At 69.2% G+C, this 25,602-nt stretch carries 27 protein-coding genes; 6 read left to right on the plus strand and 21 right to left on the minus strand.

Annotation, left to right across the window (positions count from 1 at the left end; translation table 11 throughout):
* Positions 1 to 10 precede the first annotated feature (10 nt).
* Entirely contained in the window at positions 11 to 934 is a 924-nt protein-coding gene (locus ACZ5V4_RS11845; RefSeq protein WP_464315064.1) for a UbiA-like polyprenyltransferase, read from the plus strand.
* Between the two features lie 58 nt (positions 935 to 992).
* Here the strand turns inward: ACZ5V4_RS11845 and ACZ5V4_RS11850 are convergent, their stop codons facing one another.
* The 8 genes from ACZ5V4_RS11850 to dmeF form a co-directional block, all read right to left on the minus strand.
* Entirely contained in the window at positions 993 to 1,316 is a 324-nt protein-coding gene (locus ACZ5V4_RS11850; protein WP_464315065.1) for an antibiotic biosynthesis monooxygenase family protein, read from the minus strand.
* 101 nt (positions 1,317 to 1,417) lie between these two features.
* On the minus strand, positions 1,418 to 1,753 hold the full coding sequence (locus ACZ5V4_RS11855) for a hypothetical protein (RefSeq protein ID WP_464315066.1): 336 nt from the start codon (positions 1,751 to 1,753) through the stop codon (positions 1,418 to 1,420).
* Entirely contained in the window at positions 1,750 to 2,025 is a 276-nt protein-coding gene (locus ACZ5V4_RS11860) for a hypothetical protein (RefSeq protein ID WP_464315067.1), read from the minus strand. The genes ACZ5V4_RS11855 and ACZ5V4_RS11860 overlap by 4 nt, the downstream gene beginning before the upstream one ends.
* Before the next feature lie 74 nt (positions 2,026 to 2,099).
* The gene (locus tag ACZ5V4_RS11865) at positions 2,100 to 3,890 is read right to left on the minus strand and encodes a methyl-accepting chemotaxis protein (RefSeq protein ID WP_464315068.1); all 1,791 of its coding nucleotides are present in this window, start codon (positions 3,888 to 3,890) and stop codon (positions 2,100 to 2,102) included.
* Positions 3,891 to 4,048: 158 nt separating this feature from the next.
* Positions 4,049 to 5,146 carry a glycosyltransferase gene (locus tag ACZ5V4_RS11870; RefSeq protein ID WP_464315069.1) on the minus strand — a complete coding sequence of 366 codons (1,098 nt, stop codon included), beginning with the start codon at positions 5,144 to 5,146 and terminating at the stop codon, positions 4,049 to 4,051.
* A gap of 91 nt (positions 5,147 to 5,237) precedes the next feature.
* Positions 5,238 to 6,632 (minus strand): sigma-54-dependent transcriptional regulator, encoded by a 1,395-nt coding sequence (locus tag ACZ5V4_RS11875; RefSeq protein WP_464315070.1) that lies wholly within the window; start codon positions 6,630 to 6,632, stop codon positions 5,238 to 5,240.
* Between the two features lie 8 nt (positions 6,633 to 6,640).
* Positions 6,641 to 7,057 (minus strand): MarR family winged helix-turn-helix transcriptional regulator, encoded by a 417-nt coding sequence (locus ACZ5V4_RS11880; protein ID WP_464315071.1) that lies wholly within the window; start codon positions 7,055 to 7,057, stop codon positions 6,641 to 6,643.
* A 42-nt stretch (positions 7,058 to 7,099) separates the two neighbouring features.
* The gene (gene dmeF, locus ACZ5V4_RS11885; protein WP_464315072.1) at positions 7,100 to 8,014 is read right to left on the minus strand and encodes a CDF family Co(II)/Ni(II) efflux transporter DmeF; all 915 of its coding nucleotides are present in this window, start codon (positions 8,012 to 8,014) and stop codon (positions 7,100 to 7,102) included.
* Between the two features lie 160 nt (positions 8,015 to 8,174).
* Here dmeF and tpx point away from each other — a divergent pair, with 160 nt between their 5' ends.
* Complete coding sequence (tpx, locus tag ACZ5V4_RS11890; RefSeq protein ID WP_464315073.1) at positions 8,175 to 8,690, plus strand: thiol peroxidase; 516 nt, start codon at positions 8,175 to 8,177, stop codon at positions 8,688 to 8,690.
* Between the two features lie 82 nt (positions 8,691 to 8,772).
* Here the strand turns inward: tpx and ACZ5V4_RS11895 are convergent, their stop codons facing one another.
* Positions 8,773 to 9,258, minus strand: a complete 486-nt coding sequence (locus ACZ5V4_RS11895; protein ID WP_464315074.1) for a C40 family peptidase — start codon at positions 9,256 to 9,258, stop codon at positions 8,773 to 8,775.
* 84 nt (positions 9,259 to 9,342) lie between these two features.
* On the opposite strand from ACZ5V4_RS11895, the gene ACZ5V4_RS11900 reads away from it, so the two are divergent.
* Positions 9,343 to 10,257 carry a lytic murein transglycosylase gene (locus tag ACZ5V4_RS11900; protein WP_464315075.1) on the plus strand — a complete coding sequence of 305 codons (915 nt, stop codon included), beginning with the start codon at positions 9,343 to 9,345 and terminating at the stop codon, positions 10,255 to 10,257.
* 90 nt (positions 10,258 to 10,347) lie between these two features.
* On the opposite strand, the gene ACZ5V4_RS11905 is transcribed toward ACZ5V4_RS11900, so the two are convergent.
* The 3 genes from ACZ5V4_RS11905 to ACZ5V4_RS11915 are packed head-to-tail and all read right to left on the minus strand — an operon-like array spanning position 10,348 to position 13,246.
* On the minus strand, positions 10,348 to 11,205 hold the full coding sequence (locus ACZ5V4_RS11905) for a hypothetical protein (RefSeq protein ID WP_464315076.1): 858 nt from the start codon (positions 11,203 to 11,205) through the stop codon (positions 10,348 to 10,350).
* Positions 11,198 to 12,472, minus strand: a complete 1,275-nt coding sequence (locus ACZ5V4_RS11910) for an MFS transporter (protein ID WP_464315077.1) — start codon at positions 12,470 to 12,472, stop codon at positions 11,198 to 11,200. Before ACZ5V4_RS11910 ends, ACZ5V4_RS11905 begins: the two co-directional genes overlap by 8 nt.
* Before the next feature lie 54 nt (positions 12,473 to 12,526).
* The gene (locus ACZ5V4_RS11915) at positions 12,527 to 13,246 is read right to left on the minus strand and encodes a LexA family transcriptional regulator (protein WP_464315078.1); all 720 of its coding nucleotides are present in this window, start codon (positions 13,244 to 13,246) and stop codon (positions 12,527 to 12,529) included.
* A gap of 323 nt (positions 13,247 to 13,569) precedes the next feature.
* On the opposite strand from ACZ5V4_RS11915, the gene ACZ5V4_RS11920 reads away from it, so the two are divergent.
* Positions 13,570 to 14,466, plus strand: a complete 897-nt coding sequence (locus ACZ5V4_RS11920) for a M48 family metallopeptidase (protein WP_464315079.1) — start codon at positions 13,570 to 13,572, stop codon at positions 14,464 to 14,466.
* Between the two features lie 12 nt (positions 14,467 to 14,478).
* Here ACZ5V4_RS11920 and ACZ5V4_RS11925 read toward each other — a convergent pair whose 3' ends face one another.
* The gene (locus ACZ5V4_RS11925) at positions 14,479 to 14,586 is read right to left on the minus strand and encodes a dual CXXC motif small (seleno)protein (protein WP_464315080.1); all 108 of its coding nucleotides are present in this window, start codon (positions 14,584 to 14,586) and stop codon (positions 14,479 to 14,481) included.
* Positions 14,587 to 14,865: 279 nt separating this feature from the next.
* Between ACZ5V4_RS11925 and ACZ5V4_RS11930 the strand changes: the two genes are divergently transcribed.
* Together ACZ5V4_RS11930 and proB are read left to right on the plus strand one after the other, a co-directional pair.
* Positions 14,866 to 15,087 (plus strand): hypothetical protein, encoded by a 222-nt coding sequence (locus ACZ5V4_RS11930; RefSeq protein ID WP_464315081.1) that lies wholly within the window; start codon positions 14,866 to 14,868, stop codon positions 15,085 to 15,087.
* Between the two features lie 19 nt (positions 15,088 to 15,106).
* Positions 15,107 to 16,249, plus strand: coding sequence for a glutamate 5-kinase (proB, locus tag ACZ5V4_RS11935; protein WP_464315082.1), 1,143 nt, complete (start codon positions 15,107 to 15,109; stop codon positions 16,247 to 16,249).
* Between the two features lie 69 nt (positions 16,250 to 16,318).
* Here proB and ACZ5V4_RS11940 read toward each other — a convergent pair whose 3' ends face one another.
* From ACZ5V4_RS11940 to ACZ5V4_RS11975, 8 genes are read right to left on the minus strand one after another with little or no spacing between them, the layout of a single operon-like run.
* Positions 16,319 to 17,434, minus strand: coding sequence for an HD domain-containing phosphohydrolase (locus tag ACZ5V4_RS11940; RefSeq protein ID WP_464315083.1), 1,116 nt, complete (start codon positions 17,432 to 17,434; stop codon positions 16,319 to 16,321).
* Positions 17,431 to 18,645, minus strand: a complete 1,215-nt coding sequence (locus ACZ5V4_RS11945) for a response regulator (protein ID WP_464315084.1) — start codon at positions 18,643 to 18,645, stop codon at positions 17,431 to 17,433. The genes ACZ5V4_RS11940 and ACZ5V4_RS11945 overlap by 4 nt, the downstream gene beginning before the upstream one ends.
* Positions 18,642 to 19,994, minus strand: a complete 1,353-nt coding sequence (locus ACZ5V4_RS11950; RefSeq protein ID WP_464315085.1) for a sensor histidine kinase — start codon at positions 19,992 to 19,994, stop codon at positions 18,642 to 18,644. Before ACZ5V4_RS11950 ends, ACZ5V4_RS11945 begins: the two co-directional genes overlap by 4 nt.
* 34 nt (positions 19,995 to 20,028) lie before the next feature.
* Positions 20,029 to 22,026 (minus strand): chemotaxis protein CheA, encoded by a 1,998-nt coding sequence (locus ACZ5V4_RS11955; RefSeq protein ID WP_464315086.1) that lies wholly within the window; start codon positions 22,024 to 22,026, stop codon positions 20,029 to 20,031.
* Positions 22,023 to 23,120: an STAS domain-containing protein gene (locus ACZ5V4_RS11960; protein ID WP_464315087.1), complete on the minus strand. Its 1,098-nt coding sequence runs from the start codon at positions 23,118 to 23,120 to the stop codon at positions 22,023 to 22,025. The genes ACZ5V4_RS11955 and ACZ5V4_RS11960 overlap by 4 nt, the downstream gene beginning before the upstream one ends.
* 8 nt (positions 23,121 to 23,128) lie before the next feature.
* The gene (locus ACZ5V4_RS11965) at positions 23,129 to 23,425 is read right to left on the minus strand and encodes an STAS domain-containing protein (protein ID WP_464315088.1); all 297 of its coding nucleotides are present in this window, start codon (positions 23,423 to 23,425) and stop codon (positions 23,129 to 23,131) included.
* Positions 23,422 to 23,871, minus strand: coding sequence for an ATP-binding protein (locus ACZ5V4_RS11970; protein ID WP_464315089.1), 450 nt, complete (start codon positions 23,869 to 23,871; stop codon positions 23,422 to 23,424). Before ACZ5V4_RS11970 ends, ACZ5V4_RS11965 begins: the two co-directional genes overlap by 4 nt.
* Before the next feature lie 3 nt (positions 23,872 to 23,874).
* Entirely contained in the window at positions 23,875 to 24,999 is a 1,125-nt protein-coding gene (locus ACZ5V4_RS11975) for a PP2C family protein-serine/threonine phosphatase (RefSeq protein ID WP_464315090.1), read from the minus strand.
* Between the last annotated feature and the right edge of the window lie 603 nt (positions 25,000 to 25,602).

A 25,602-nucleotide genomic window follows, 5' to 3' on the forward strand; every position in this document is an offset into this window, starting at 1 on the left:
AGGTGTCGCGATGAGCGTGTTTGGCCGGATGCTGCCGCGCGGCGGCTTTGCCCTTCCCGGGATCGACGGGCGCAAGGTGCTCGAGCGGGCCAGGGTGTATGCCTCGTTCGTGAAGATCGAGCATTCGGTCTTCGCCCTGCCGTTCGCCTACGTGGGCCTGTTCCTGGCCGGGCGCGGCTGGCCGGGCGTGAGGCCCTTCCTGCTGCTCACCGTGGCCATGGTGGCCGTGCGCTCCTTCGCCATGGGCGTCAACCGCCTGCTGGACGTGCGCTACGACCGCCTGAACCCCCGCACGCGCATGCGCGAGCTTGTGCGCGGGGCGCTCTCGGTGCGCGAGGGCTGGGTTTTCGTAACCGTGTGCGCGGCCGTCTTCGTGCTCGCTTGCTGGGGCATGAACCGCCTGTGCCTGATGCTTTCGCCCCTGGTGCTCTTCTGGGCCGGGTTCTACAGCGTGACCAAGCGCTTCACCTGGCTGTGCCACCTGGCCCTGGGCTCGGTGCTGGGGCTCGCGCCCGTGGCGGGCTGGCTCTCGGTCACGCCGGAGTTCAACCTGGCCACGGCCCTTTTCGGGCTCGGCGTCACCTGCTGGGTGGCCGGGTTCGACGTGCTCTACGCCAGCCAGGACGTGGACTTCGACCGCTCCCAGGGGCTCTCCTCCATGCCGGTGCGCTTCGGCGTGGGCGGAGCCCTCGGCGTGGCCGGGCTTCTGCACGGCGGGGCCGTGGCGCTTTTCGCCCTGGCGGGCTGGGGCGCGGCGCTCGGCTGGGGCTACTTCGGGGTGCTCATGGTCACGGCCGCGCTCCTCTGGGTCGAGCACAGGCTGATAAACGAGCACGACCTCTCGCGCATCAACGTGGCCTTCTTCACCATCAACGGCGTGGTGGCCGGGATGCTCTTCGTGGGCGTGCTGGCGGACCTGTTCTGGCTCAAGTAGGCCCGAGCGGTAAAAGAGGTTCGAAAGCCCCTGCCGGTTCGCCGGGAGGGGCTTTTTTTCATGGCGTGGCTGGGGGAGGGGAGAGCTCGGTCACGCGGTAGTGGCGCACGCGCGTGTCGGGCTCGATGCGGAAGGCCTCATCGCCTTCGTACAGGCGGGCCACCTCGAGGTCCTCACCGGCGAAAGCGACCACATGGTCGAGGCTTTGCCAGTAGGTGACCAGGGTGATCTCCACGCAGCCCTGGGCGTCGCGCTCCAGGATCTGGTGGCCGAGATATCCGGGCAAACCCGAAGTTTCGCTCACGCCGGTTGCGCGAAGGTGATCGAGGAAGCCTTCGCGGGTGTCGTTGGGGCACAGGCAGCGCCATTCGCGTGCAATCATCGCGTTTACTCCCTGCGTGCCGTGAAGAGGCCTGCCGCGCCCGCACGCTGCCCAGGCCCAGGGCGGCGGGTCCTCTCCGCGCTGCCGGGCCGGTCAGGGCCTCACCAGTTGCCCTCGCCCTTGGTGTGCTCCATGATGTCGTCGTAGCGGTGGGACTTGGCCGCGTGCCCGCCCGGGGCCAGTTCCACGCGCGTGAGCACGCGGTTCTCGTCGTCGAAGACGTCCAGGTGGCCCTCGTCGCCGGGCTGCATGAGGGCGGCCGCGAGTTCGAGGAATTCCTCTGTGTCCACGAAGAACCCGGCGTAGTCGATGTCCGCTACGGCCCCGTCCAGGGTCACGGCGTCGTGGGGCAGCGCGGCCGCGAGCCTGGACGCGTCTTCCTGGCTCGCCAGGCGGAACTGGCCGTAAAGCCTGAAGTCGGGCTTGCCGCTTCTCAATGCGCGGCCCCGGGGCCTTCGTCCGCGATCAGGCGTTTGGCCACGTTCAGGTCGTAGAGCATGAGCGGGTCCGAACCGCGCCCGCGCTCCTTGTACATCTGGGCGGCCATTTCGATCTCCTCGAAGGGAATCCAGCCGTGGCGCTCCCAGACCTCGGGGTAGTCCAGGTTGAACATGCGGAATTCGACGGTGCCGAAGCTTTCGCGCACGTACATCCTGATCCGGGTGTTCTGGGGGGCGGGGTAGTAGTAGAGTCCGCGTTCGTCTTTCATGGGCTGGTTCCATAAAGGCAACGAGGCCCGGACGCAAGCCCGGGCCTCGTGGTTCGTTGGGTGGAGGGCCTGGGTCAGCCCTTGTTCATCTCGTCGATGAGGTGCTGGAGCTTCTGGGCCAGCTCCGCCAGGCCCGTGACGGCCTTGGCCGAGTGGTTCATGCCGTCGGAGGTCTCGGCCGTGACGCGACGGATGTCGTCCACGGCGCGGTTTATCTCCTCGCTGGCCGCGGACTGCTGCTCGGCCGCGGTGGCGATGGAGCGCACCTGGTCGGAAGTCCGCGTGACCAGGTCCACGATGTGCGTGAGCGCCTCGCCGGACTGGTTCACCAGGCCCGTGGCCTGGCCGATGGAGGTTCCGGCCGCGTCCACGCTCTTGATGTTGTCGCGCGCGCCGTTCTGGATGGAGCCGATGACCTCGCCGACCTCCTTGGTGGCGTTCATGGTCTTCTCGGCGAGCTTTCGCACCTCGTCGGCCACCACGGCGAAGCCTCGCCCGGCCTCGCCCGCACGGGCGGCCTCGATGGCGGCGTTCAGGGCCAGGAGGTTGGTCTGGTCCGCGATGTCCGAGATCACGTCCAGGATGCGGCTGATGTCGTCGGCCTGCTTGCCGAGCGAAGTCATCTGGGTTTTGAGCAACTGGGCCTGCTCGAAGACCTCCTTGATGGCCGCCACGGACTGCGTGACGATCTCCGCGCCCTTCTTGGCCTCGGTGCGCGCGGCCTCGGCGGATTCGGCGGCCAGGGAGGAGTTCTTGGCCACCTCGAGCACCGTGGCGTTCATCTCCTCCATGGAGGTCGCCGTCTCCTCGGTGCGGCGGCTCTGGAGCTCCGCTCCCTTGCTGACCTCGTCCACCTGGGCCGAGAGCGCGTCCGAGGCCAGGGCCACCTGCCTGGCGATCTCGGCCGAGTCGGACGCCACGTGGGACATCTTGGTCAAGAGGCCCGAGACGCGCGTCTCCGAAGCCTGGGCCTCGGACATGGCCTTCTGGGCGGCGGCCTTCTGCTCCTCGGCCTCCTGGGTCTTGTGCACGGCCTCGGCCATCTTGGCCTTGAGCTTGCCCACCATGGCCGCGATGGATTCCTTGAGGGCCTTGAGTTCGGCTCCGAAGGTCCCGGCGGGCTCGGCGTCCAGGTCTCCCCCGGCCACGGCCCCGGCGTAGTCCTGGATGCGGCCGAGGGGGCGCAGGATGTTCGAGTTGGTCAGCCACCAGGCCACGAGGATGATGGCGGCGAGCACTCCCGCCGTGGTCAGCCCGGCGCCCAGGGCGGCAGAGGAGGTTTGCTTGGAGGCCCGCTCCAGCGAGGAGATGATCTCGAACGCGCCGTGCACCTCGCCCACCTTCCAGCCTTCCTTGGTGCCGCCCAAGGGGTCCTTCTCGCCCCGGGGGTCGCCGTGGCAGTAGAGGCAGTCCTTGGTCAGGCGGATGGCGCGGAAGTAGCGCACCTGGCCGGGCTCGCGGACCACGACCTCCTCCAGGTTCTTGCTTTCCAGCTCGCGCAGGACCTTGCGTTCGAGTTCCGTGGGCTCGTTCTTGGGGTTGCGCGGCGATTCCTTGGGCGCGCGGAACTGGTAGCCCAGCTTGGAGGCGTTCTGCTGGGCCATGTTCATGGCCGCGATCACGGGCACGGCCTCGATGAGCTTGTCCTTGGGGATCTGGTCGAAGGGCCGGATCACGCCCATTTCGAGCTTCTTGGCCATCTCGTTGCGCGCGGCCTCGGCCATGAACACGATGCCCCGGGCCTCCTGGAGGATGGCCTCGTCAGCGGCCTTGGAGATGGAGGCCATCTCCTGGAGGAACATGACCACGGCGAGAACGAGGGGACCAGCGATAGCGATGAGGAGGACTTTCCACTTGATGCTCACCTGGGGACTCCATGCGCAGGATGTTGTTTGCCGGAGAGTGAATCACCGCCACAAGCGCATGTTTGCGGCCGCAGGTCAAGCACTACGTGCGAAGGTGGAGAGCTCGAAAGCGTTGCGTCGAATAAGCGTCCGGGCGGACGCCGTTTGAAGTGGAAAAGTCACGCGCCAGGGAGTTCCAGCAGGGCCAGGATCCTGCCGCCGAAGGCGGCCTGGCCGAACCGGCGCGCCCGCTCCTCGCAGGCTTCGCGCATGGACAGCGCGCGACCGGCGGTCATTGCCCGCACGGCCTCGGCCACGTCTCCCGGGCTCGGGCTCTTGCGCACGAGAAGCCCGGTCCGCCCGTCCTGGGCGACCTCCAGCACCCCGCCGCAGGCCACGCCGATCACCGGCTTGCCAGAGGCCATGGCCCACACGGGGGCCGGGCCGAAGTCCTCGTCGAGGGGGAAGTGGAGCACGGCCCGGCAGCGGCCCGCGAGCTCGCGCAGACCTTGCGCGCCGGTCCGTTCGCGCATCTCGATGTTGGGGAGGTCCTTGGCGCGCTCCGCGAGGCTCGGGAGGCCCGAGTCGGGCGAAGCCACCACCAGGCGCTCGCCAGGCATGGCCGCGAAGGATTCCACGAGCAGATCCTCGCGCTGGGAGCCGTCGGCTTCGGCCATGCAGAGGAAATAATCCCCCTGCCCGGCCCAGGCGAAGCCCCCGGTGTCCACGGGCGGCGGGACCACGGTAGAGTCGAGCTGGAGAAATTCGCCGAGCCTGTGGGCCGCGTCCTGGGAGGCCGCGATGATCAGGTCCATGCTCCTGGCGGCCCGGGCCCAGGCCCGGCCGAAGCTCCAGAGGAAGGCCCTGCGGCGCGGCCGCTCCAGGGCGGGCAGCCCTTTCAGGTGCTCCTCGCGCCTGTCGAAGAGCAGGCGCGGCGGGGTGTGGCAGTAGAACACGCGCCTGCCGCTTATGTGCGGCCAGGCCATGAGCGAGGCGTCCCCGGTGAAGAGCGCCAGGGGCGGGGCCGAGGCCGGGAAATCCTCGAAGCATTTGCGCAGGCAGGCGGTTTCCGAGCGCTTGGCCAGCTCCGGGTATTTCTCGAAGGCGCGCATGTCCAGGGGAGGGCGCCCGGCGAAGAAGCCCTCGGGGAAGGCGCCGGGATCGAAGCGCGCGGTCCAGAGCACGGCCCCGGTCAGCTGCGCCAGCGTCCGGGCAAGGTTCTCCCGCTCGCCTGGAGCGGTGAAGGAGTCGTGCAGGAGGATGGGGCTGTGGCGCATGGGCTTTTCGTCCCCGCGCGGGAGGACTGGTCGTAGTGCATATCCAGGGCGGGGGGCCCTGGCAACAATATTCCTCGGGCGCGTGCCCGGCCTACCCCGCGAGCTTGAGCCCGTGCTCCTTGAGCAGGGCGTAGAGCCTGGAGCGCGACAGGCCCGAGACGCGGCAGGCCTCGCCCGCGCGGCCGCCGGACTGCTCCAGAAGGCGCTCCAGGTAGAGCCTGTCCATGGCCTGGCGGTAGACCTTGAGCGGGGGCAGGGGCTTGCGCGGGTCGTCCTGGGGGGCGTCCTGCGGGTGGGCGTCCTTGTCGCGCACCTGGCCCCGGGCCACGCTCACGCGGACGTGCACGGGCAGGTGCACGGGGTGCAGCAGGGGCTCCTCCAGGGCCAGGGCGACCATGCCGTCCATGACGTTCTGGAGCTCGCGCATGTTGCCCGGCCAGGAGTAGGCCGTCAGGGAGGACTCCACGGCCGGGGTCAGGCGTTTGGGCGCCACCCCCAGGCGCGCGCAGGCCTGGTCCAGGAAGTGCCTGGTGAAGATGTTCACGTCCTCGGGGTGTTCGCGCAGTGGGGGCAGGTTGATGGCCACGCCGCGCAGCCGGAACAGCAGGTCCTCGCGGAAGAGCCCGCTGGCGGCCATGTCGTCCAGGTCGCGGTGGGTGGCGGCCACCAGCTTGAAGTCGCACGGGCGCTCGGCCTTGCCGCCCACGGGGCGCACCTTGCGCTCCTGGAGGGTGCGCAGGAAGGTCTTCTGCACGCTGGCGGGCAGCTCGCCCACCTCGTCCAGGAAGAGCGTGCCGCCGTGGGCCTGGAGGATCAGGCCCTCGCGGGGCTTGTCCGCGCCGGTGTAGGCCCCTCGCTCGTTGCCGAAGAGCACGCTCTCGGCGATGGTGGCGGGCAGGGCCGCGCAGTCCACGGCCACGAAGGGCCCGTCCTTGCGCCTGGAGTTGGCGTGGATGGCCCTGGCGAAGAGCTCCTTGCCCGTGCCCGTCTCGCCGGTGATGAGCACGTTGGCGTCGCCCCTGGCGGCCTTGGCGGCCTGCTCCAGGCTGACGGCGCGCCCCGGGTGGCCCCCGGCGATGCCTCCCCAGGCGAATCCTCCCGGGGACGGGGCGGGCGGGCGCGAGCCCCGGTAGTTCATGGCCGCCTCCAGGGGGGCGGTCATGGAGTGGAGGGTGGGGGGCTTCTCGATGTAGTCCCACGCGCCCCTGCGCATGGCCGACTCGGCGCCGTCCGGGTCGCCCCAGCCGGTGATCACGATCACCTCGGGGCGGCTGGGCGCGGCGTGCAGCTCCGGGATGGCGTCCAGGCCGTTGCCGTCGGGCAGGCGCACGTCCAGGAGGACCACGTCGTAGCTTCCGGCGCGGGCCATGGCCACGCCCTCGGCCAGGGTCCCGGCGCTCTCGGCCGCGTGCCCGAGGCTCTCCACCACGCGGCGCAGCACGTCGCGGATGGGGAGGTCGTCGTCGATGATCAGTACCTGGCCCACGCACGCTCCTAGAACGCCTGGGTCAGTTTGCGCAGCATGGAGGCGAACTCGCGGGCCTCGCCGTCCCCCAGGGAGGCGGCGAGGTCGCGGGTGAGGTCCAGGTGGAGCTTGTGGTGCTCCTCGAAGAGGGTGCGCCCCCGGGCGGTGAGCTCGACCAGGAAGGAGCGCCTGTCGGATTCGTTGGGCGCGCGTGACACCAGCCCGCGCTTCTCGAGCCTGTCCACCGTCACGGTGAGCGTGCCCGTGGTCACGCCCATCTTGGCGGCCAGTTCCTTCATGCGCAAGGACCCGTGCTGCCCCAGTATCTCCAGAGTGTGCATCTGGGGCAGCGTGAGGGACCGGCCGCGCACCACGGCATGTTCCCACGACGAGAGCTTCTCGTAGAATTCGATGATCAGGGAACTGAGCGTCTCGATATCGGGCATGCCCGCCTTCTACATCGGCCAAGGCGCAAAGGCAATCGGGCCTCAGGACTCCATGGGGCACGGGCAGGGGTGGACTTCCACGGTCACCTTGTCCAGCCCTTCGATCCCGGAGAGGAGCGACTTGTAGTATTCGGGCGGCCTGGGCGCGGAGTCCTCCAGCGTGACCATGAGCGCCATGCGGCGCGGCCCGATGTTCCAGGCGCTCATTTCGCGCACGGAGACGCCGCCGGTGGTCTCCATGCGGGCCTTGAGCTTATCCAGCAGGGCCTTTTCCACGGTGTGGTCGAGGAGCACCTTGCCCGTGTCCTTGAGCAGGCCGTAGGCCCAGCGGCCAACCACCAGCGAGCCCGCCACGCCCATGAGCGGGTCCAGCCAGATCCAGCCCAGAAAACGTCCGCCCAGGAGCGCGGCGATGGCCGTGACCGAGGTCAGGGCGTCGGCCAGGACGTGGATGTAGGCGGCCTTGAGGTTGTGGTCGTGGGAGTGGGAGTGGTCCTCGTCGCGCAGGAACCAGGCGCTGGCCAGGTTGACCATGAGGCCCATGACCGCCACCACCGTGGCCTCGGTGAAGTCGATGGGCACCGGCGAGAAGAGCCTGACCAGCGATTCGGCGGCCATGTACGCGGCCACCAGCACGAGGCCCACCGAGGAGGCGAACCCGGCCAACGCGTTGACCTTGCCCGAGCCGAAAACGAAGGCCGGGTTGTCCGCGTGGCGGCGCGCGAAGGCGTAGGCGAACCAGGCCACGGCCATGGCCCCCGCGTGGCTGGCCATGTGCCAGCCGTCGGCCAGGAGCGCCATGGACCCGTAGGCCCACCCGGCCAGGATCTCGGCGGCCATGGTGGCCACGGTCAGCCAGAAGACCAGCCTGGCCCCGCGCTCGCCGTGATGGTGCCCGTGGTCATGGCCGTGGTGTCCGTGCTGACAGCCGCATTGGCCGTGGGAATGATCGTGCATCGGGTGCTCCTGTCGTTTGAACGTCTGAAAGTTTGAATATCAAGATACTATGCCGGGTTTGTTTGAATGTCAAACAACGCGTGCGGCTTTTCCGGAAAGCCCGTGACGGAAGCCCTGAAGCGTGCTATGCGGAGCCAGCATTCATTCAAAGGAGAACGCCATGAGCGAAAGAAAAGGACTCGTGACCATATTCGGCAACCCCCTGACCCTGACCGGCGAGCCCATCGGCCCGGGCTCCAAGGCTCCGGCCTTCACTGCCCTGGACAACGAGCTGAACCCCAAGTCCCTGGCGGACTACGCGGGCAAGGTGCTGATCATCTCGGCCGTGCCCTCGCTGGACACGCCGGTGTGCGACATGGAGACCAGGCGCTTCAACGCCGAGGCCTCCAAGCTGGGGGAGGGCGTGCACATCCTGACCATCAGCATGGACCTGCCCTTCGCCCAGAAGCGCTGGTGCGCCGCCGCGGGCATCGACAGGCTGACCACCCTGTCGGACCACCGCGATGCCTCGTTCGGGCAGGCCTACGGGGTGCTGATCAAGGAGCTCAGGCTCCTGGCGCGCTCAGTGTTCGTGGTGGACAAGGACGGGCTGGTCAAATACCTGGAGATCGTCCCGGAAGTGACCCACGAGCCCGACTACGACGCGGCACTGGCAGCGGCCAAGGCGCTCGTCTAGCCCGGGCCTTCGCCGCGACGGCGCAACAAAAAAGCGCCGGGGGCATGGCTCCCGGCGCTTTTTTGTTGCCTCTCGGCCCGCCTCAAGGGTTCGATGCGGGGAGAATTCGGCGCGCGCCGATGTAGGTGCGCACCCAGTAGTGCATGGAGAGGTCTTCCTCGCGCACGCGCGAGCCCGGGGTGGGGCTGTGCACGAACCTGCCCCGCCCGGTGTAGACGCCCACGTGCAGGCCCCAGCGCTTGCGGCTGACGTTGAAGAAGACCAGGTCGCCGGGGGCGAGCTCGTTTTTTTTCACGGGGGTGCCGATGGAGAGCTGGTCCTCGGTGCGCCTGGGCAGCTTGTAGCCGTGCACCGAGTAGCACCACTGCACGAGCCCGGAGCAGTCGAAGCCCTGGCCCGGGTTGTTGCCGCCCGCCACGTAGGGGGTGCCGAGCTGCGAGCGGGCCGTGTCCGCCACTGTGCCGCGCGGGGCGTGGGCGGGCCCGGGCGCGGAGGCGTCGAACACGGCGCAGCCCTGGAGCGCGATGAGAATGACGACGGGAAGGACCCTCAGCAAAAACGTGACCATACGCGACCACCAATAGGTCCGGAAGCGGCCGGGGGCAAGGCCCATCTGGACAGCCGCCCCGGGCTGCGCCATACTCTCCCGGACATGAGACGCACACGCACCCTCGCCGCCCTGGCGGCCTTCTCCGTCTTTTTCGCCTGGGCCGCCTGCGCGCAGGCCCAGACCGACGTCTGGAGGCCGCTGATCGACCGTCTGACCATCGAAGGACTGCCCCGCTCCGACGTGGAGGCCTACTTCTGCGACCCGGCCATGAGCTTCGACGCCACCATCATGGCCCGCAAGGTGGACTCCATGGTCCGCAGGCAGTTCGACCCCAAGCCCGCGCCCACGCGCAAGACGCTCCAGAACAGCGCCTACGGCGGCTACCTCAAGCCGTGGATGCTGGCCTGGGCCGCCGAATACGCCAGGGAGAACCAGGACACGTTGAAAAAGGCCGAGGCCAAATACGGCGTGCCCCAGGACGTGATCATGGCGCTTCTTTTGGTGGAGACCAAGCTGGGGTCGTTTCTGGGCAAGGACAAGGCCTTCCAGGTGCTCGCGAGCATGGCCGCCAGCAACTCCATCGATCCCATCCGGCCGTACCTGCGGAGCGTGGGGCAGAGCGCGGACCGCGCGGCCTACGCCGACGCCAGCGCGCGCGACCGGGGCGAGTGGGCCTACCAGGAGCTCAAGGCGCTCATCCTGCACGCCAGGGGCACCAGGGTGGACCCGCTGGCCATCCCCGGCTCCATCTACGGGGCCATCGGCATCTGCCAGTTCATGCCCACCAACGTGCTGCGCTTCGGCGTGGACGGCGACGCGGACGGCAAGGTGGACCTGTTCAACCCGCAGGACGCGATCCCGAGCATCGCCAACTACCTGGTGGGCCACGGCTGGAAGCCGGGGCTCAGCTACGACCAGCAGCGCGCCGTGATCTACGCCTACAACCATTCCGACCTGTACTCGCTGGCCGTGATGACCATCGCGGAGCGCCTGCGCCAGAACAGGACCGGAGGCTGAGGCCGCCCGCGCTTTTCCGGGAATCAGCCCGGCCTCCCCGAGGCTTGCCGGCGCGGCGAGTCCGCCCCGCGAGGCCTTCGCGGGCCCGGCTCACGGGCAGCGCAGACCCTTGGAGAGCTCCCCGGCGCGCATGGTGCGCGTGATCGTCTCGCCCACGGTGGCGGCCTGCTGCGCTCGCAGCAGCGCGATGTCGGCCTGGGAGGAACTCCAGCCCGTGATCACGGCCCAGAGCCTGCGCCCGCCCACGGTCTCCTCGCGCACGCAGGCCTTCACCCCGCGCTTCTCCAGGAAAACCGACACCCACAAGGCCCTGGCCTCCTCGGAGTAGGAGCCGCCCACGAGCACGAAGAGCGTTCTGTTCGGGTCGCCGCCCACGGCACCGGGCTGGGCGCGCCGGGCCGGGGGCTCGATGGCCTTGGGCCCCGGCACCGTCTGCCTGGGGCGGGGATCGTCCCGGGACGGGTCGGGCTTGGCCGGCTGTTTCGCCTCGGGCTTGGCGGGCGCGGCACTCTTCTTCGTGGAAGACTCGGGTTCGGGCTTGACCACGGGTTTGGCGGGAGCCTGGGGGGCGGCTTCTTCGGCCAGGGCGACGTCGAACGAGGCCCTGGCGATCTCCCGGCCCTCGCTCAGGACCCGCATGGTCCACACCCCGGGAGTAACCTCCCAGGGATAGGCGAACTCCCAGGTCACGGACACGGGCTTGTCCGGGGCGGCGGCCACCAGCCAGCGGATGTCGCTCCCCGGGCTTTCGGCGCCCGGCCGGGCGAGCCTGGCCTCCAGCACCACGGGGGAGCCGTCCGGGGAGGCCGGGGCCTGTGCTTGCATGGCCAGCACCGCGCCGGGCGCGCCTGTCACGCGGGCCGCTTCCTGCTGCGCCAAGGCGGGCAGGGCCATTGCCCACGCCAGCACGGCCGCCAGGAGCAGGCGCGAGAGCGCGGGCCTAGGCATCGCCTCCCTCCTCCACGCGCACCCGGGCCAGAAGGATCATCCCCAGGGCGAAGAAGGCCACCAGGGCGAGCACGGCCGGGCGGGCCGAGCCCGTGGCCTGGCGGATCACGGCGAACACCAGCGGGCCGAACACGGCCGAGAGCTTGGTGAGCACGGAGAAGAACCCGAAGAACACGGCAGGCTCGTCCTTGGGCACGAGCCTGCTGTAGAGCGAGCGCGACAAGGCCTGGGAGCCGCCGAGCACCAGCCCCACGGCCACGCCCATGGCGAAGTACTCCCCGGCCGAGGCGATGGTCCGGCCGTAGACGGCGATCGCGGTCCAGCAGGCCAGGGTGGCCATGAGCGCGGGCTTGGCCCCGAAGCGTTCGGCCAGGCGGGCGAAGAGCATGGCCCCGGCCAGGGCCACGGCCTGGATGCCCAGGAGCGTGCCGATGAGCACGCCCTCGGAGAGCCCGATCTCCTCCTTGCCGTAGATGGTGGCCATGCTGATCACGGTCTGCACGCCGTCGTTGAAGAAGAGGTAGGCCAGCAGGAAAAGCCTGAGCCCGGGCTGCTTGCCCACGCGCTTGGCCGCCGCCCATGCCCCCTTGAAGCCGTCGATGGCGGCCTTGCCCCACCCGGTACGCCGGTTCGCGGCCGGGGCGGATTCGGGCAGGCCCCGGAAGGTGACCAGGGCGAAGCCGAACCACCAGACGCCGGCCAGGGCCATGCCCAGTTGCACGGCCTGGCGCTTGTCCAGGCCGATGAGGGCGTGGCCTTCCACGATGGCCAGGGCCAAGGCCAGTTGCAGCCCGCCCCCGGCGTAGCCGTAGGCGTAGCCCAGGCTCGAGACCCGGTCGCGCTTGGCGGGCGGGGCCAGGTCCGGCAGGAAGGCGTCGTAGAAGGTGTTGCCCGCGTTGAACGCTGTGTGCGCGCACACGAAGAGCGCCAGCGCATACAGGATGTCGCCCGGTCCGGACATGCTTACCAGCACCGTGGCCAGGCTGCCCGCCGCGCAGGAGAGCATCAGGAAGCGCCGCCTGTACCCGCCCTGGTCGGCCACGGCCCCGAGCACCGGGGCCATGACGAACACCAGGGCGGCGGCCGCGCTCACGGCGTAGCCCCAGAGGCTCACGGAGGGGATGGCCCCGAAGCGGGTGGGCAGGCCTTCGGGTGCGACCACGGCCGCGAAATAGGCGGGAAGCAGCGCCGTGGCCACCGTGGTGACGTAGGCCGAGTTGGCGAAGTCGTACATGGCCCAGGCTTTCACGGGCCGGGAGGAATTCATGTCCGGGAGGATACGCGGTTCGGGCCGTCCGGGCAACACGGGCGGCCCGCCGGGCTAGAGCACCTCGCGGGCCATCCAGATCACGCGGCCGAGCACGCGCACGTTGGCGCTCTCGTCCAGGGTGACCTCCAGGGGCGGGTAGAACTGACGGTTGTCGCTGACCAGCACGAGCTTGCCCGGCTTCTTGTCCAGGCGCTTGACCACGATCTCCTCGTCGATGCCCACCGCGTAGATCTTGCCGGTGTAGATCTCGGTCTGGGAGAGGTCGATGAGCACCACGTCCTCGTCGCGCAGGGTGGGCTCCATGGAGTCGCCCGAGACGCGCATCAGGCGCATCTGGCTGATCTGGCCCTTACGCTTGAGCCAGGCGTGGCGGAAGGCGTAGTAGGTCTCGATGGCCTCGTCCACCACCAGGCTGCCGCCCCCGGCGGAGAGCCTGGCGCGCACCTTGGGCACGTAGGAGAACTCCTCGGGGTGGGAGCCCGGCACCGAGGAGCCCGCCATGGAGGGCGACGCGCCCTGCCCGGCGATGTACATGGGGCCCATGCCCGACTCCAGCCACTGCGGGTTGAGCCCGTACTTGCGGCAGAGGTACAGGTACCAGTCGGCCGGGATGTGGGAACGCTTCTTGGCGTCGGTCACTGCCTGACGGCCGATGCCCAGCACGCGCGCGAGCTCGGACTGGGACCGGATGCCCGTGGCGGTCATGATGCGCGACAGGACGGATTCGGCGGTGAAGCCCTTGACGGGCGGCTGGGGGATGGCTCGCTTCATGGTGTGTCACCGCCTTTGTTCGGTCGTTTCCTACACTCTTACCGTAACGCCGGATTTCGTCAAGCGCTGCTGGCCTAGGTAAACAACCGCGTACAGCCATGCGCGGGGGTCATGAATATCAGGACGCCCGCGTGTTGATGCGCCCGTGCGTTTCGGCTTCTGCTATGAATATTCTGTTTTTGCGATCGTCGCGATGCAAAATTCGGCCCGCTGTTTCGGGAAAAAGGATCGCCCCGCCCGGCCGGGCGGGGCGCGCGGGCCCCTTGACCTTGGCGGCGCGTCGCTTATCGTAAGCTGAAAAAAACAGCGGACGAAGCACTCGTATGCGCAGAAAATCCTCACCAGCCGCCCTCTCCGCCCTCTCCGCGCTTTTCGCGGCGGGCCTCGCGCTCCTGGCCGCCTGCACCACCGTGCCCTACACGGGGCGCAGCCAGTTCAACGTGATGAGCGAGCAGGAGGAACTCTCCCTGGGCCGCCAGGCCGCCGGGCAGTTGCTGCGCAGCGAGCCCGTATCGAGGAATCCGGAGCAGAACGCGGCGGTGCGGCGCGTGGGCCGGGCCATCGCCGCCGTTTCCGGCATGAAGGGGGCCAACTGGGCCTTTTACGTCATCGACAAGAAGGAGCCCAACGCCTTCTGCCTGCCGGGAGGGATAATCTTCGTCAACTCGGGGATATTCGCCTACGCCAGAAACGACGACCAGCTGGCGGCGGTCATCGGGCACGAGGTGGCCCACGCCCTGGCCCACCACGGCGCGGAGCGCATGAGCAGGCAGATGGCCGTGGCCCTGCCGGGCGTGGCCGTGGCCGGGGTGCTGGGGACCCAGTCGCCCGAGCTGGCCGGGGTCTTCGCCAGGGTCTACGGCGTGGGCGCGCAGGTGGGCTACGCCCTGCCGCACAGCCGCGAGCAGGAGTACGAGGCGGACCGCATCGGGCTCATCCTCATGGCCAAGGCGGGCTACGACCCGGAGGCGGCCGTGAGCTTCTGGCAGAACATGCGCCGCGCGGGCGGGTCCAGGCCCCCGGCGTTTCTCTCCACGCACCCGGCCGGCGACGCCCGGATCAAGGCCATAGCGGCCGCCTTGCCCGAGGCCAAAAGCTACGGAAGGCCGCAGGCTGCGCCGGGGCCCGTGGTCCCGCCGCCGGACGACGACCCCCCGCCCACGGCGGGCAGGGTGTTCATCCCCCCGGACGACGACCCGCCCCCGGGCGTTCGCCAGTGAGGCCGCCGCGCCTCAGATTCTGTCCATGGGGAAGCAGGCGTAGTATTCCTCCCAGTCGTCATCGAGCATGTCCTTGAAGTGGGAGAGGGGATAGGTCTTGCCGCAGGACCTGCAGCGCACGACGGCCTGCGCTCAGAGCCTGGAGGGCTGCACCTGGCCGTTGCAGGCCGGGCAGCGCGGGATCTTGGGCCTCGGCCCCTGTGGGGAGAAGAACATCGGATGCTCGCTTTGCTTGATGCGGGCGCGCGGAAAACGGCGCGCACCCAGGAGCAGCCGCGTACACGCGCCCGGCTCCGCTGGCAAGAGGGGCCTGGCGTGTAGCCAGGCGGTGAAAAAAAGGCTATGCCCTGATCGGCGGCCAAGACCCGCCGCCACAGGGACAGAAGCGAGGCGCAGCGCATGACAAGCCAGGGGCCCGTCACAGGCGTGCCCGGGGAGGCCCCGGGGCCCGCGCTCGTGGAGAAGGTGAAGCTTCTTCTGCAGCAGGACGCGGCCGGGAGCCTGGCCCAGCACATGGCTGGCTTCGTCTCGCGCCAGGTGGCCTACGGCTTCAGGCAGCCCGGCAAGTTTCCGCGCCCCCCCGAAGTGGACGTGGGGGCGCTCATGGACCTTGGGTCCTGACCAATCCATCCGTACCGATATGCAAGACTGGAAGCTCCGCAAGACAGAAGCGTTGGAAAAAGCCAGGCGCATCGTGGTCAAGGTCGGCAGCGCCGTGCTCACCTCGGGCAAGGGCGTGGACCTGGGCGTGGTGAAGAGCCTGGCCAAGGATATGGCCGCCCTGCACAAGCAGGGCCGGGACGTGGTGCTGGTGACGAGCGGCGCGGTGGCCGCCGGGCGCGCGGTGATCCGCCAGGCCGAACTGGACGGGCTGCCCGACAGGCAGGCGGCTTCGGCCATCGGCCAGAGCAGGCTCATGCACGCCTACGACCAGGCCTTCGGCGAGTTCGGCATCACCACGGCCCAGCTGCTGCTCACCCGCGACGACCTGGAGGGCCGCGAGCGCTACCTCAACGTGCGCAACACCCTGCGCACCCTGCAGGGCTGGCGCTGCGTGCCCATCGTCAACGAGAACGACACCGTGGCCGTGCAGGAGCTTGTCTACGGCGACAACGACTGCCTCTCCTCGCTCCTGGTGGGCGTGATCGGCGCGGACCTCTTCGTGAACCTGACCTCCGCCCAGGGCGTGTTCTCCGAGAACCCGGCCGAGAACCCCGGGGCGGTCTGCCACGCGTGCATCGAGGGCATCGACCAGATGGACCTGGAGACCATGTGCCGGGGCAAGACCACCAGCGGCACGGGCGGGATGCATTCCAAGCTCCTGGCCGCCAGGCGCGCGGCCATGCTCGGCGTGCCCACGCTGATCGTGGCCGGGCGCGAGCCCGACAGGCTCTCCCGCACCTTCGCGGGCGAGGACCTGGGCACCTGGATCATGCCCGAGGGCAAGGCCATCTCACGGCGCAAGTTCTGGCTGGCCTACACCTCCGAGCCGCGCGGCGGGCTCTGGGTGGACCAGGGCGCGGTGCAGGCCCTGCGCCTCAAGGGCAGGAGCCTTCTGCCCGCGGGCATCGTGCGCGTGGAGGGGGACTTCGAGAAGGGCGCGTCCGTGCGCATCCTGGACTTCCAGGGCCAGACCGTGGGCGTGGGCCTGGCCAACTACGATTCGGAAGAGCTCAAGAAGATCATGGGCCTCAAGTCCGGCCACATCGCCCAGGTGCTGGGCCAGGCTCCGTATCCCGAGGCCATCCACCGCGACAACATGGTCCTGGACGCGGCGCTCTAGTTTTTGCCGGGGAGGCTTCGGCCTCCCCGAACCCCACCTGCCGGGGGGCGATCCCCCGGCGGCGTTTCCTCAAGCCTGCCCGTCCATGGGCACGAGCACCCGGAAGGGCTGCTTCACGCCCTGGACCTTGGCCAGGTTGCGCAGGCGCATCAGGCTGTAGGAGTTGACCTCCAGCCCCTTGGCCAGCAAGAGCTCCCCCGCCTCGCTCATGAGGTCCTCGCCCAGGATCATGCCCTCCTTGAGTTCGATGAGCCTGATCTCCAGCGGTTTGACCCCGGTGTCGGCCAGCACGTACCTCTCGAAGACATCCAGGATGTGCCTGTCGTAGACGCCTCCGCGCTTCTTCATCTCCCCGATGGCGTCCAGCTTGCCGCCCAGGCAGCCCTCCAGGCTGTCGAAGTCCAGGCAGATTTTGAGGAGCCTCGCCCCCTTGGGCATGGCGGAGTTCTCCTCCAGGGAGTCCTCCTGGTGGGCGATGATCTCGCGCACGTCCTCGAGCCTGGGGATGCTCGACAAGAGTTGCGCCCCCACGGTCGGGTGCATGTTGTAGATCTGCAACTCCTCGGGGGTGAGCCCGGAGAGGCAGCGGTTCTTGCGCACGATCTCCTCGGGGATGAAGATGCAGCCGATCTGGGAGAGCATGGCCGCCAGCTCGTGCTTCCAGGTTTCCTTGACGCCGAGCTTGGCCACCATCATGCGCACGTGGCGCTTGATGCGCTCCGAGCGGCCGAAGGCCTCGGGGTTGACCTGGCCGAGTATCTCCGTGAGCACCTTGATGCAGCCCTGGAGCGTGCCGCGCAGGAGCTCCTTTTCGGCGGTGACCAGCCGGTACTGCTCGAGGGCCGCGTCCAGACTCTTGATGAGCGTGTCCGTTGCGCAGGGCTTGGTCAGGAAGCGGAAGAGCTGGCCCTCGTTCACGCCCGCGATGGCCGCGTCCAGGTCGGCGTGCCCGGTGAGCATGATCTTGACGGTCAGGGGCGCGATCTCGGCCACCCTGGCCAGCAGCTCGAACCCGTCCATGCCGGGCATGCGCAGGTCCGCCACCACCACGGCCACGCCTCCCCGGCGCACGACGGCCAGGGCCTCCTCGCCCGTGGACGCGGTCTCCAGCTGGAAGCGCTGGGAGAGGTTGCGCCTGAACATGGACAGTATCCTGTCGTCGTCGTCGACGAAGAGGATCTTCACGCGTTGCCTCCTTGCTCCAGGGTCTCCCGGCAGACCTCGCGCCAGCGCCCGGCACGGTCGGCCAGCCCCAGGCCCTCCAGGTGCCCCATGTCCAGGGAGCGCCGGGCGTAGCCCGGGTTTATCACCACCAACTCGTGTTCGAAGGCGTTGGCCGCGTGCACGGCGGTCACGGCGGACATGGCCGTGAGCCCCAGCGCCCCGGGCTCGTGGTGGAAGGCCACGGCCTCGAGTATCCTGTCGTGCAGGCCCCAGAGGCCCAGCAGGTAGGCTCCGGCCTGGGGGTGCGCCGCGCCGAGCACGGAGTTCTCGGCCTCCAGGATGGGCACGTTGCCCTGCCTGGAGGCGGCCACAGCCTCGCGGTAGCGCGGGAAGAGCTTGTCGGCCATGACGAACTTGCCCAGGTCGTGGAGCAGCCCGGCCACGAAGCAGTCGTCCTGGGCGCCCGGGGACAGGTTCTCCTCCACGGCGATGGCCCTGGCGAAGAGCGCGGTCTTCAGGCTGTGCTCCCAGAGCCCTGGGAAGGAGAAGTCCGGGAATTTCCTGATGTCGAACACCTTGAGCAACTGCACGCAGAGCACCAGGCTCTTGATGGTGTCCAGGCCCAAGAGCGTCACGGCCTGGTCCAGCCTGCTTACGCGCATGCGCGGGCCGAAGAACGAGGAGTTCACCAGCTTGAGCACGTCGGCCGCGAGGGCCATGTCCCTGGAGATGATGGCGGCCACGCTCTCCACGGGCGCGGCCTCGTCCTCCAGGGCCTTGACCAGCTTGGCGTAGACGTCGGGCTGGGCGGGCAGGGCGTCGATGCCCCCTATCAGGTTTTTCAGCTCGTCGGAGAGGATGGCGTCTCGCAGCCTGCACCCGCGCTCAATGACGTTGATGAGCTGCTCGGCCTTGACCGGCTTGGTCAGGAACTGGTGCGAGACCGGCACGGAGCGCATGATCAGCTCGCGGTCGGAGACGCCCGAGAGCACGATGCGCAGCGCCCACGGATAGAGCTTGCGCACCTGGGCCAGCAGGTGGTGGCCCTCCATGCCGGGCATGCGCATGTCCGCCACGAGCACGTCGAAGGGCTTGCGCGCGAATTCTTCCAGGGCCTCGGCCCCGGAGGTGCGGAAGGTCAGCTCCCAGCGGTCCTGGGCGCTCCAGAGCATCCGGTTGACGGACTTGAGCAGCTGCGGGTCGTCGTCCACGAAGAGGATGCGTTTCTTCACGGGGCCGCCCCCACGGGCACGGGGAAGCGCAGGGTGAAGGCGGTGCCCTCGCCCGGCGCGGAGTCGATGGCGATGGTCCCTCCGTGCTGGTTGACCACGGAGTGGACGATGGCCAGGCCCTGGCCCGTGCCCTTGCCCACCTCCTTGGTGGTGAAGAAGGGGTCGAAGATCTTGTCGATGTTCTCCCGGGGGATGCCCACCCCGGAGTCCGTCACCCGCACGGCCAGCCAGCCGTCCTCCCGGAAGGTGCTCACCGTGATCGCCCCCTTGCCCCCGCCGGCCTGGACCTTCTCGGCCACGGCGTGGGCCGCGTTGACCACCACGTTCAGCAGGGCCTGGTTGAAGTCGCCGGGGAAGCACAGCAGGTGGGGCAGGGAGGGGTCCAGTTCGGTGCGCACGTCGGCCACGTATTTCCACTCGTTTCGCGTGATGGTCAGGGTGGATTCCACGGCCTTGTTCACGTCCACCAGGCGTTTCACCCCCGATTCCGGGTGCGAGAAACGCTTCATGGCCCCCACGATGCCCGCCACCCGCTCCACGCCCGCGATGGAATCCTCGATGGAGTCCGGGATCTCGCGCATGAGCACGTCGAGGCGGGCCTTGCGCCTGGCCTCCGCGACGGCGGCGAGGTTCTCCTCGGTGCAGTGGGGCGCGGCGAGGAGCTGCTCGTAGAGCGTGAGCAGCCCGGCGAACTCCTTGAACGCCTCCTGCAAGAAGCCCAGGTTGCCGCTGACGTACTGGATGGGGGTGTTGATCTCGTGGGCGATGCCCGAGGCCAGCTGGCCGATGGATTCGAGCTTCTGGGCCAGGCCCAGCTGGCGCTCCATGGCCTTCTTGGCGCTGATGTCGAAGAGGACCTCGAAGATGTACTTGCCGCCCAGCGCCTTGCCCGTGAGCACCGTGCGCGAGATGGGCACGAGCCTGCCGTCGGGGCGGTTGAGCAGGAACTCGCCCCCGGCCTCGGCGTCCAGGCCGTCGCGGCTCAGCGTGATGGGCGCGCCCGCGTGGTTGAGGCCCACGAGGTTTCGCCCGAGCAGTTCGCCGTAGGGCCTCCCGATCCAGTCTTCGCGGGCCACGGCGAAGAGGTCCCCGGCCACGCGGTTCATGTCCAGGATGGCGAAGGTGTGGGCGTCGATGGTGAAGGTGGCGGCCTTGATGCCCTCGAGGATGGCCTTCAGGAGCCTGGCGTCCTCGCGCGCGGCCAGGAGCTCGCGCCCGAGCCTGGCGTTCTCGCGGATGGCCCAGTCGTCCCCGGGCGGGGGGCAGGCTCCGCCGCGCGGGTCGGCCTCGCCCCGGGGATGCGCGCCCCCCGGACCGGCGCGGTTCGGCGCGGCCCGCTTGCCGCTCATCGCGCGCCGGCCGCGTGGGCGGACCGGCGGTACGTCATGAGGGTTGGCATTGTTCGGCCTCCCTGAGGACGCTGCCCACCAGCTGCGGCACGTCCAGGATCAGCGCCATGGAGCCGTCGCCGTTGATGGTGGCCCCGGAGATGCCCTCGACCCGGCCGATGAGGCGGCCCAGGTTCTTGATCACGGTCTGCTGCTGGCCGATCACCTCGTCCACGGCGATGCCCGTGCGGCCGTTCTCGTGGCGCGTGACCACCACCTGCTCCACCACGGGGGCCTGGCCGCCCAGGCGGAACGTCTCGCGCAGGCGCAGATAGGGCACGATCTCCCCGCGCACGCTGAGCGTGCGGTTGCGGCCCCGGGCCTTCTCGGCCGCCCGGGTGATCTCCACGCACTCCTCCACCATGGAGAGCGGGATGATGTAGAGTTCCGTGCCCACGCGCACCTGGAGCCCGTCGATGATGGCCAGGGTCAGGGGCAGCGAGATGGTGATCACCGCGCCCTGGCCGGGCGTGCTGTCGATGTCCACCGTGCCGCGCAGGGACTCGATGGAGCGCTTGACCACGTCCATGCCCACGCCCCTGCCGGAGACGCTCGTGACCTGCTTGGCCGTGGAGAAGCCCGGTGCGAAGATGAGCTGGAAGAGCTCCTGGGTGGAGAGCCTGGCGTCGGCGGGGATCACGCCGCGCTCCACGGCCGTGGCCCGGATGCGCGCGGGGTCCAGGCCCTTGCCGTCGTCCTCGATGCGGATGAGCACCGAGCCCGAGGCCTGCCTGGCCGTCAGGCGGATGAGCCCGCGCGGGGGCTTGCCGCTGGCCGTGCGCTCCGCCGGGGGCTCGATGCCGTGGTCGATGGAGTTGCGCAGCAGGTGCACCATGGGGTCGCCCAGCTGCTCGATGACGGTCTTGTCCAGCTCGGTCTCGCCGCCTTCGGTGGAGAGGTCGATCTCCTTGCCGAGCTCGGAGGAGAGGTCGCGCACCAGCCTGCGGAAGCGGCTGAACGTGGTGCCGATGGGCAGCATGCGGATGCCCAGCGTGTTGTCGCGAAGCTCCACCACCAGGCGCTCCATCTCCTCGGCCACGCCCGTGAGTTCCTGGCTCGAGAACCCCGAGGCCACCTGGGTCAGGCGGGCCTGGGCGATGACCAGCTCGCCCACCAGGTTCACCAGGTTGTCGAGCTTGGAGGTTTCCACGCGCACGCTCTGGGCCGGGGCCTTGGGCTTGGCGGCCTGCGCCTGTGACTGGGCCTGGCCCTGCGCGCCGGCGGCTGGCGCGGCCTGCGCGGGGGAGGCGGCCCGCGCCGGCGGCGCCGTGGGCTTGGCGGGCTCGGGCTGGGCCTCCTCGACGGTTGCGTCCCCGGGGTTCTCCAGGAACAGGAACACGTCGCGCACCGCGTCCGCGTCCTTGTCCGTGGCCAGGGTCACGTCCCAGCGCAGGCGGCAGTCGCGCACGTCGAGTTCTTCCAGGGGGGGCACCCCGGACGCGTCCAGGCGCACCTCCGCCCGGCCCAGTTCGCCGAGCGCCTCCAGCAGGGCCAGCGGGTCGCTCCTGTCCAGATGCCCGGGGTCCGAGGGGGCCAGGCGGATACGGAAGGTCTTCACCGCGCCTCCGGCCGGGGTTTCCCGCTCGGGCCAGGGCGCGGCCTGGGCGTCCGCCGGGGCCAGCGCCTTGTCCGCCAGCGCGGCCATGGCCTCGGCCAGCTCCAGGTCGGGTTCGGGGTCCTGCCCGGATTCGGCCACGGGTTCCATGCGGTCCTTGACCAGGAAGGTGATGTCGCTGAGCGCCCTGGTGGCCGAGGCGCGCCCGGAGCGGACCTGGTCCCAGAGCGATTCGATGTCGTGGAGCATGGCCACGGCGTTGGCCAGGCCGAACATGTCGCAGGAGCCCTTGACCGTGTGCAGGGCCCGGAAGATGCGGTTCACGGCGTCGGGGGAGCCGGGCTCGCGGTCCAGGTCGAGGAGCGCCGAGTCCAGCTCGCAGAGGTGTTCGCGCAGCTCCTCCTGGAAGAGGTTCGCGCCGGTGGCCTGGGAACTCATTGCCTGGGCTCCGTCAGGGTGCAGGAGGTGAAGCCGAAGAGTGCGGCCAGGTCCGGGCCGAGGCCCAGGCGCGCGATCCTTCCCGCCTCCTCCGGGGGGAGGTTGCGCACGCAGAGCCCGCCCCCGCGCGCGGCCAGGGAGCGCTGGGCCGCGCAGACGAACTGCGCGAAGGCCGAGCCGGCGCCGGTGGCCCGGGTCGCGTCCAGGGCCAGCCACGTGTTGGCCTGCATGGCCGCGAGCACGGCGGCCTTGAGTTCCTCGAGCGCCCCGGCGTGCATCTCGCCCTCGAGGGCGATGACCAGGGCTCCGGCCTGTGCGGGCTGGGCGAGCAGGGGGGCGGTGTCCAGCTGCCTGATGCGCGAGGCGTCCAGGGCGAAGAGGAAGCGGGCCACGTCCGGTTCCACTATGGTGGCGAAGAGCAGGAAGAAGGGGATCTTGTTGCTCAGGGGGGCGTCCAGGTCGCCCACGGCGTCCAGTTCCACCCGGCAGTCCAGGATCAGGCCGCTGGATTCGGCCATGGAGAGGATGTCCAGGGGCGTCTTGCCGCGCGCGTGCACGTCGTGGATCAGGTCGTACTCGACGAGGTAGAGGTGCTTGCCGCCCTTGAGGGCCTGCTCCAGGGTCAGCCTGTCCACGGAGAAGGCCGGGCCGCCGTCCGGCGCGCCGACCAGGGCGCTGTGGCCGATCAGGTCCTTGCCGCCGCCCGGCAGGTGGCTGGCGGCCAGCTGGCTCAAGGCGTCCAGCTCGGCGGAGATGTCGCGTTCGTTGCCTGCCTTGCCCTCCTCGGCCAGGGCGCGCAGGAGGTCGAACGCGCGCAAAAGCGGCGAGACCGTGGCCGGGCTCGGGACCATCTCGCCCGAGCGCATCATGTGCAGCACGTTTTCCAGGCGGTGGGCCAGGTCGCGGGCGTTGTCCAGGCCTAAAAAGCCCGCCCCCCCCTTGATGGAGTGGGCGGCCCGGAACACGGTGTTCACCAGCTCCGGGTCGGCTCCCGCGCCTGCCTGCTCCATGTCCATGAGCCAGGCCTCGATGCCCGAGAGGTGCTCGCGGGCGTCCTCGATGAAACCCGCGAGGATGTCGTCGTCGGAGTCCATGCCCGTCCCTAGGTGACGACCTGGAAGTGCTTGTCCAGGCGCATGGCGCGCAGGAGCGAGAGCACGTCGCCCCCCGTGTTGACGAGGGTCAGCTTGCCTCCGGCCTTGGAGAGGCTGTTGTGGGTGGCCACGAGCAGCCCCAGGCCCACCGAGTCGATCAGGCCGACTCCGGCCATGTCTATGGTCAGCCCGCCGGGGTGCTCCCTGACTGCGTCCCTGAGCTTCTCCTTGAACGTGACGGCCATGGAGGCCACGATGTCCCCTCCGGGAGCGATGACGAATCCTCCCGAACGATCAGTGTTCATGAGCCATCCTCGCGATCTATTTCTATCCTGAGCGTGAGCTCGTTGCCTTGCTCGTTGTATGTCAGCGATTTTGAGAAGATGTCCATCATTTTCCTGCCCCGGCCGGAAGTCTCCCGACACGGTGGGATTTGCCCGGGGCAGGAGGCCCGGTCGAAACCCGCCCCGGGGTCGCGCACGGTGATCACGGCGTCGCGGCCGTCGCGGCCGAGCACGCATTCCACCGTGAGCCCGGGGTCCAGCCCGCAGCCGTGGCAGGCGGCGTTGAGCAGCGCCTCGCGCACGGCCGTGAGCAGGCCGAAGAGCATCGAGGCCCCGGCGGGCGGGGAGTAGAACCGCCGGGCCTCGTCCACCGCCCGGTCCACGCCCTCCAGGGTGCCCGGGACGCGCAGCACCAGGCTGCCGCCGCGGGAGGCCTCGATCTCGGGGGAGTGATCGCGGCAGGGCACGGCCTACACCTCCACGCCTAGGAGCACGACGTCGTCAGGAAGGGATTTGCGCCTGGGCAGGAGTTCCCCGGCCAGGGTTTCCAGGGCCTCCTCCAGGGGCATCTCCGCCACGCGTGCGCACCCGGCCAAAAGTTCGGGCTGGCCCTTGGCCAGCGTGCGGCCGCGTCGTTCCAACAAGCCGTCCGTGTACAGGTAGAACCTGTCCCCGGGCTTCACCGCCAGGGTGAGCACCTCGAAGCAGGTGTTGTCGAAGCAGCCCAGCACGTCGCCCTCGGGGCAGAGCAGTTCGGGCTTGCGGCCGCGCCTGTGCAGCACCGGTTCCGGGTGCCCGGCGCGCACGAGCCTGGCCTTGCCCGAGGCCCGGTTCAGGTTCAGGTACGCTGCCGTGAGCATCTGGCCCGGGGCCAGAACCTGGCGCAGCACGCTGTTCATGGTGGCGAAGGTCTCGGACGGATGGAAGATAGGCCCCGCGTTCTGGCGGATGAGCGTCTTCACGGCCGGGGTCCAGAAGCTGGCGCCAAGGTCGTGGCCGGTGACGTCGGCCACCATGTAGCCGTGGGAGCCCGCCCCGGTCTCGAACACGTCGTAGATGTCGCCCCCGGCCTCGTGCACGGTGAGGAAGCGCACGGCGAAGCGCGCCCCGGGCAGGTCCTCCGGTCCGACCAGCATGGCCTGCTGGGCCTGGCGGATGGTGGAGAGCTTGGCGGTCTGCTCGGCGATGAGCGCCTGCCTGGCCTGGCGCAGGCGCAGATGGATGCGCGCCCTGGCCACCACCTCGCCGCCGGAAAAGGGTTTGGTCACGTAGTCCACGGCCCCGGACTCCAGGCCGCGTACCTTGTCGTCGGTCTCGGTGAGCCCTGAGAGGAAGATCACCGGGATGTCGCGCGTCTCGGGCGTCTCCTGGAGCCTGCGGCAGACCGTGAAGCCGTCCTCGCCGGGCATGAGGATGTCCAGGATGATAAGCTCCGGCTTGAGCTCCTGGGCCTTCTCCAGGCATTCCGGGCCGGAGCGGGCCGTCACGGTCCTGAATCCGGCCTCGGCCAGGGCCCAGGACAGGACCTTGCGGTTCACGGCCTCGTCGTCGACAATAAGGATTAGGGGGGCCAGGGATTGCTGCTCGAAGCTCATGCTGCACGTCCGGGAAAGACAGATAGCAATGAGTTGCCCGATTCCGGCAAGAAAGCAAGCGCATTGTCGGAAACCCTCGCCACGCAAGGGTTTGCCGGGGCGCGAGGCGAAAATGTGCCGAAAAGTTGCAAATAGTCGTTGACGTTTGGTGCGAGTGTCCGTAGAAGCCCCCTTCTGCCTGACGGGACGGACTGTCTGGTTGGGCGGAAGCAACGGATCTTTCAAAAGCGATAACGACCATGATGCGCCGCTGCCGGTGCAAGCAGTTTGGGTGTCGATGCGATGTATCGGTGCCGGGATTGTGAAGGTGCAAGAGTTGATCTTGCATTGGATGAGCATGATTGGCAGTGGGGAGCGCATTCCTCTGAAGGGAGCAACGTTTCGGGTGCTCGCGAAAATGACGAAAGAAAGTTGTTGACGCGGGTTTCGGGAAGGGCTAGAAGGCCCATCCCGGTCGGGAACGGAAGTTGCCGGACGGGGAGTTGGCGGCTTGGAAAAAAGCTGTTGACTCGGAGGCGGCGAAGCGGTAGCTAGCCCCTCCCGCCGCGAACGGGCCGGAGACGGCCGGAGCGGGGCGGAAAAAAGTCGACGGTGAATGAAAAA

Source organism: Fundidesulfovibrio sp. YSD1, assembly GCF_055397115.1.

Bases quoted from the DNA above. Each gene is read 5' to 3' on its own strand.
- ACZ5V4_RS11845 (WP_464315064.1), top strand. From the start codon at position 11: ATGAGCGTGTTTGGCCGGATGCTGCCGCGCGGCGGCTTTGCCCTTCCC.
- ACZ5V4_RS11850 (WP_464315065.1), bottom strand. From the start codon at position 1,316: ATGATTGCACGCGAATGGCGCTGCCTGTGCCCCAACGACACCCGCGAA.
- ACZ5V4_RS11860 (WP_464315067.1), bottom strand. From the start codon at position 2,025: ATGAAAGACGAACGCGGACTCTACTACTACCCCGCCCCCCAGAACACC.
- ACZ5V4_RS11870 (WP_464315069.1), bottom strand. From the start codon at position 5,146: ATGCGCCACAGCCCCATCCTCCTGCACGACTCCTTCACCGCTCCAGGC.
- ACZ5V4_RS11880 (WP_464315071.1), bottom strand. From the start codon at position 7,057: ATGCCCGATATCGAGACGCTCAGTTCCCTGATCATCGAATTCTACGAG.
- dmeF (WP_464315072.1), bottom strand. From the start codon at position 8,014: ATGCACGATCATTCCCACGGCCAATGCGGCTGTCAGCACGGACACCAC.
- tpx (WP_464315073.1), top strand. From the start codon at position 8,175: ATGAGCGAAAGAAAAGGACTCGTGACCATATTCGGCAACCCCCTGACC.
- ACZ5V4_RS11895 (WP_464315074.1), bottom strand. From the start codon at position 9,258: ATGGTCACGTTTTTGCTGAGGGTCCTTCCCGTCGTCATTCTCATCGCG.
- ACZ5V4_RS11900 (WP_464315075.1), top strand. From the start codon at position 9,343: ATGAGACGCACACGCACCCTCGCCGCCCTGGCGGCCTTCTCCGTCTTT.
- ACZ5V4_RS11905 (WP_464315076.1), bottom strand. From the start codon at position 11,205: ATGCCTAGGCCCGCGCTCTCGCGCCTGCTCCTGGCGGCCGTGCTGGCG.
- ACZ5V4_RS11910 (WP_464315077.1), bottom strand. From the start codon at position 12,472: ATGAATTCCTCCCGGCCCGTGAAAGCCTGGGCCATGTACGACTTCGCC.
- ACZ5V4_RS11915 (WP_464315078.1), bottom strand. From the start codon at position 13,246: ATGAAGCGAGCCATCCCCCAGCCGCCCGTCAAGGGCTTCACCGCCGAA.
- ACZ5V4_RS11920 (WP_464315079.1), top strand. From the start codon at position 13,570: ATGCGCAGAAAATCCTCACCAGCCGCCCTCTCCGCCCTCTCCGCGCTT.
- ACZ5V4_RS11930 (WP_464315081.1), top strand. From the start codon at position 14,866: ATGACAAGCCAGGGGCCCGTCACAGGCGTGCCCGGGGAGGCCCCGGGG.
- proB (WP_464315082.1), top strand. From the start codon at position 15,107: ATGCAAGACTGGAAGCTCCGCAAGACAGAAGCGTTGGAAAAAGCCAGG.
- ACZ5V4_RS11950 (WP_464315085.1), bottom strand. From the start codon at position 19,994: ATGAGCGGCAAGCGGGCCGCGCCGAACCGCGCCGGTCCGGGGGGCGCG.
- ACZ5V4_RS11955 (WP_464315086.1), bottom strand. From the start codon at position 22,026: ATGAGTTCCCAGGCCACCGGCGCGAACCTCTTCCAGGAGGAGCTGCGC.
- ACZ5V4_RS11960 (WP_464315087.1), bottom strand. From the start codon at position 23,120: ATGGACTCCGACGACGACATCCTCGCGGGTTTCATCGAGGACGCCCGC.
- ACZ5V4_RS11965 (WP_464315088.1), bottom strand. From the start codon at position 23,425: ATGAACACTGATCGTTCGGGAGGATTCGTCATCGCTCCCGGAGGGGAC.
- ACZ5V4_RS11975 (WP_464315090.1), bottom strand. From the start codon at position 24,999: ATGAGCTTCGAGCAGCAATCCCTGGCCCCCCTAATCCTTATTGTCGAC.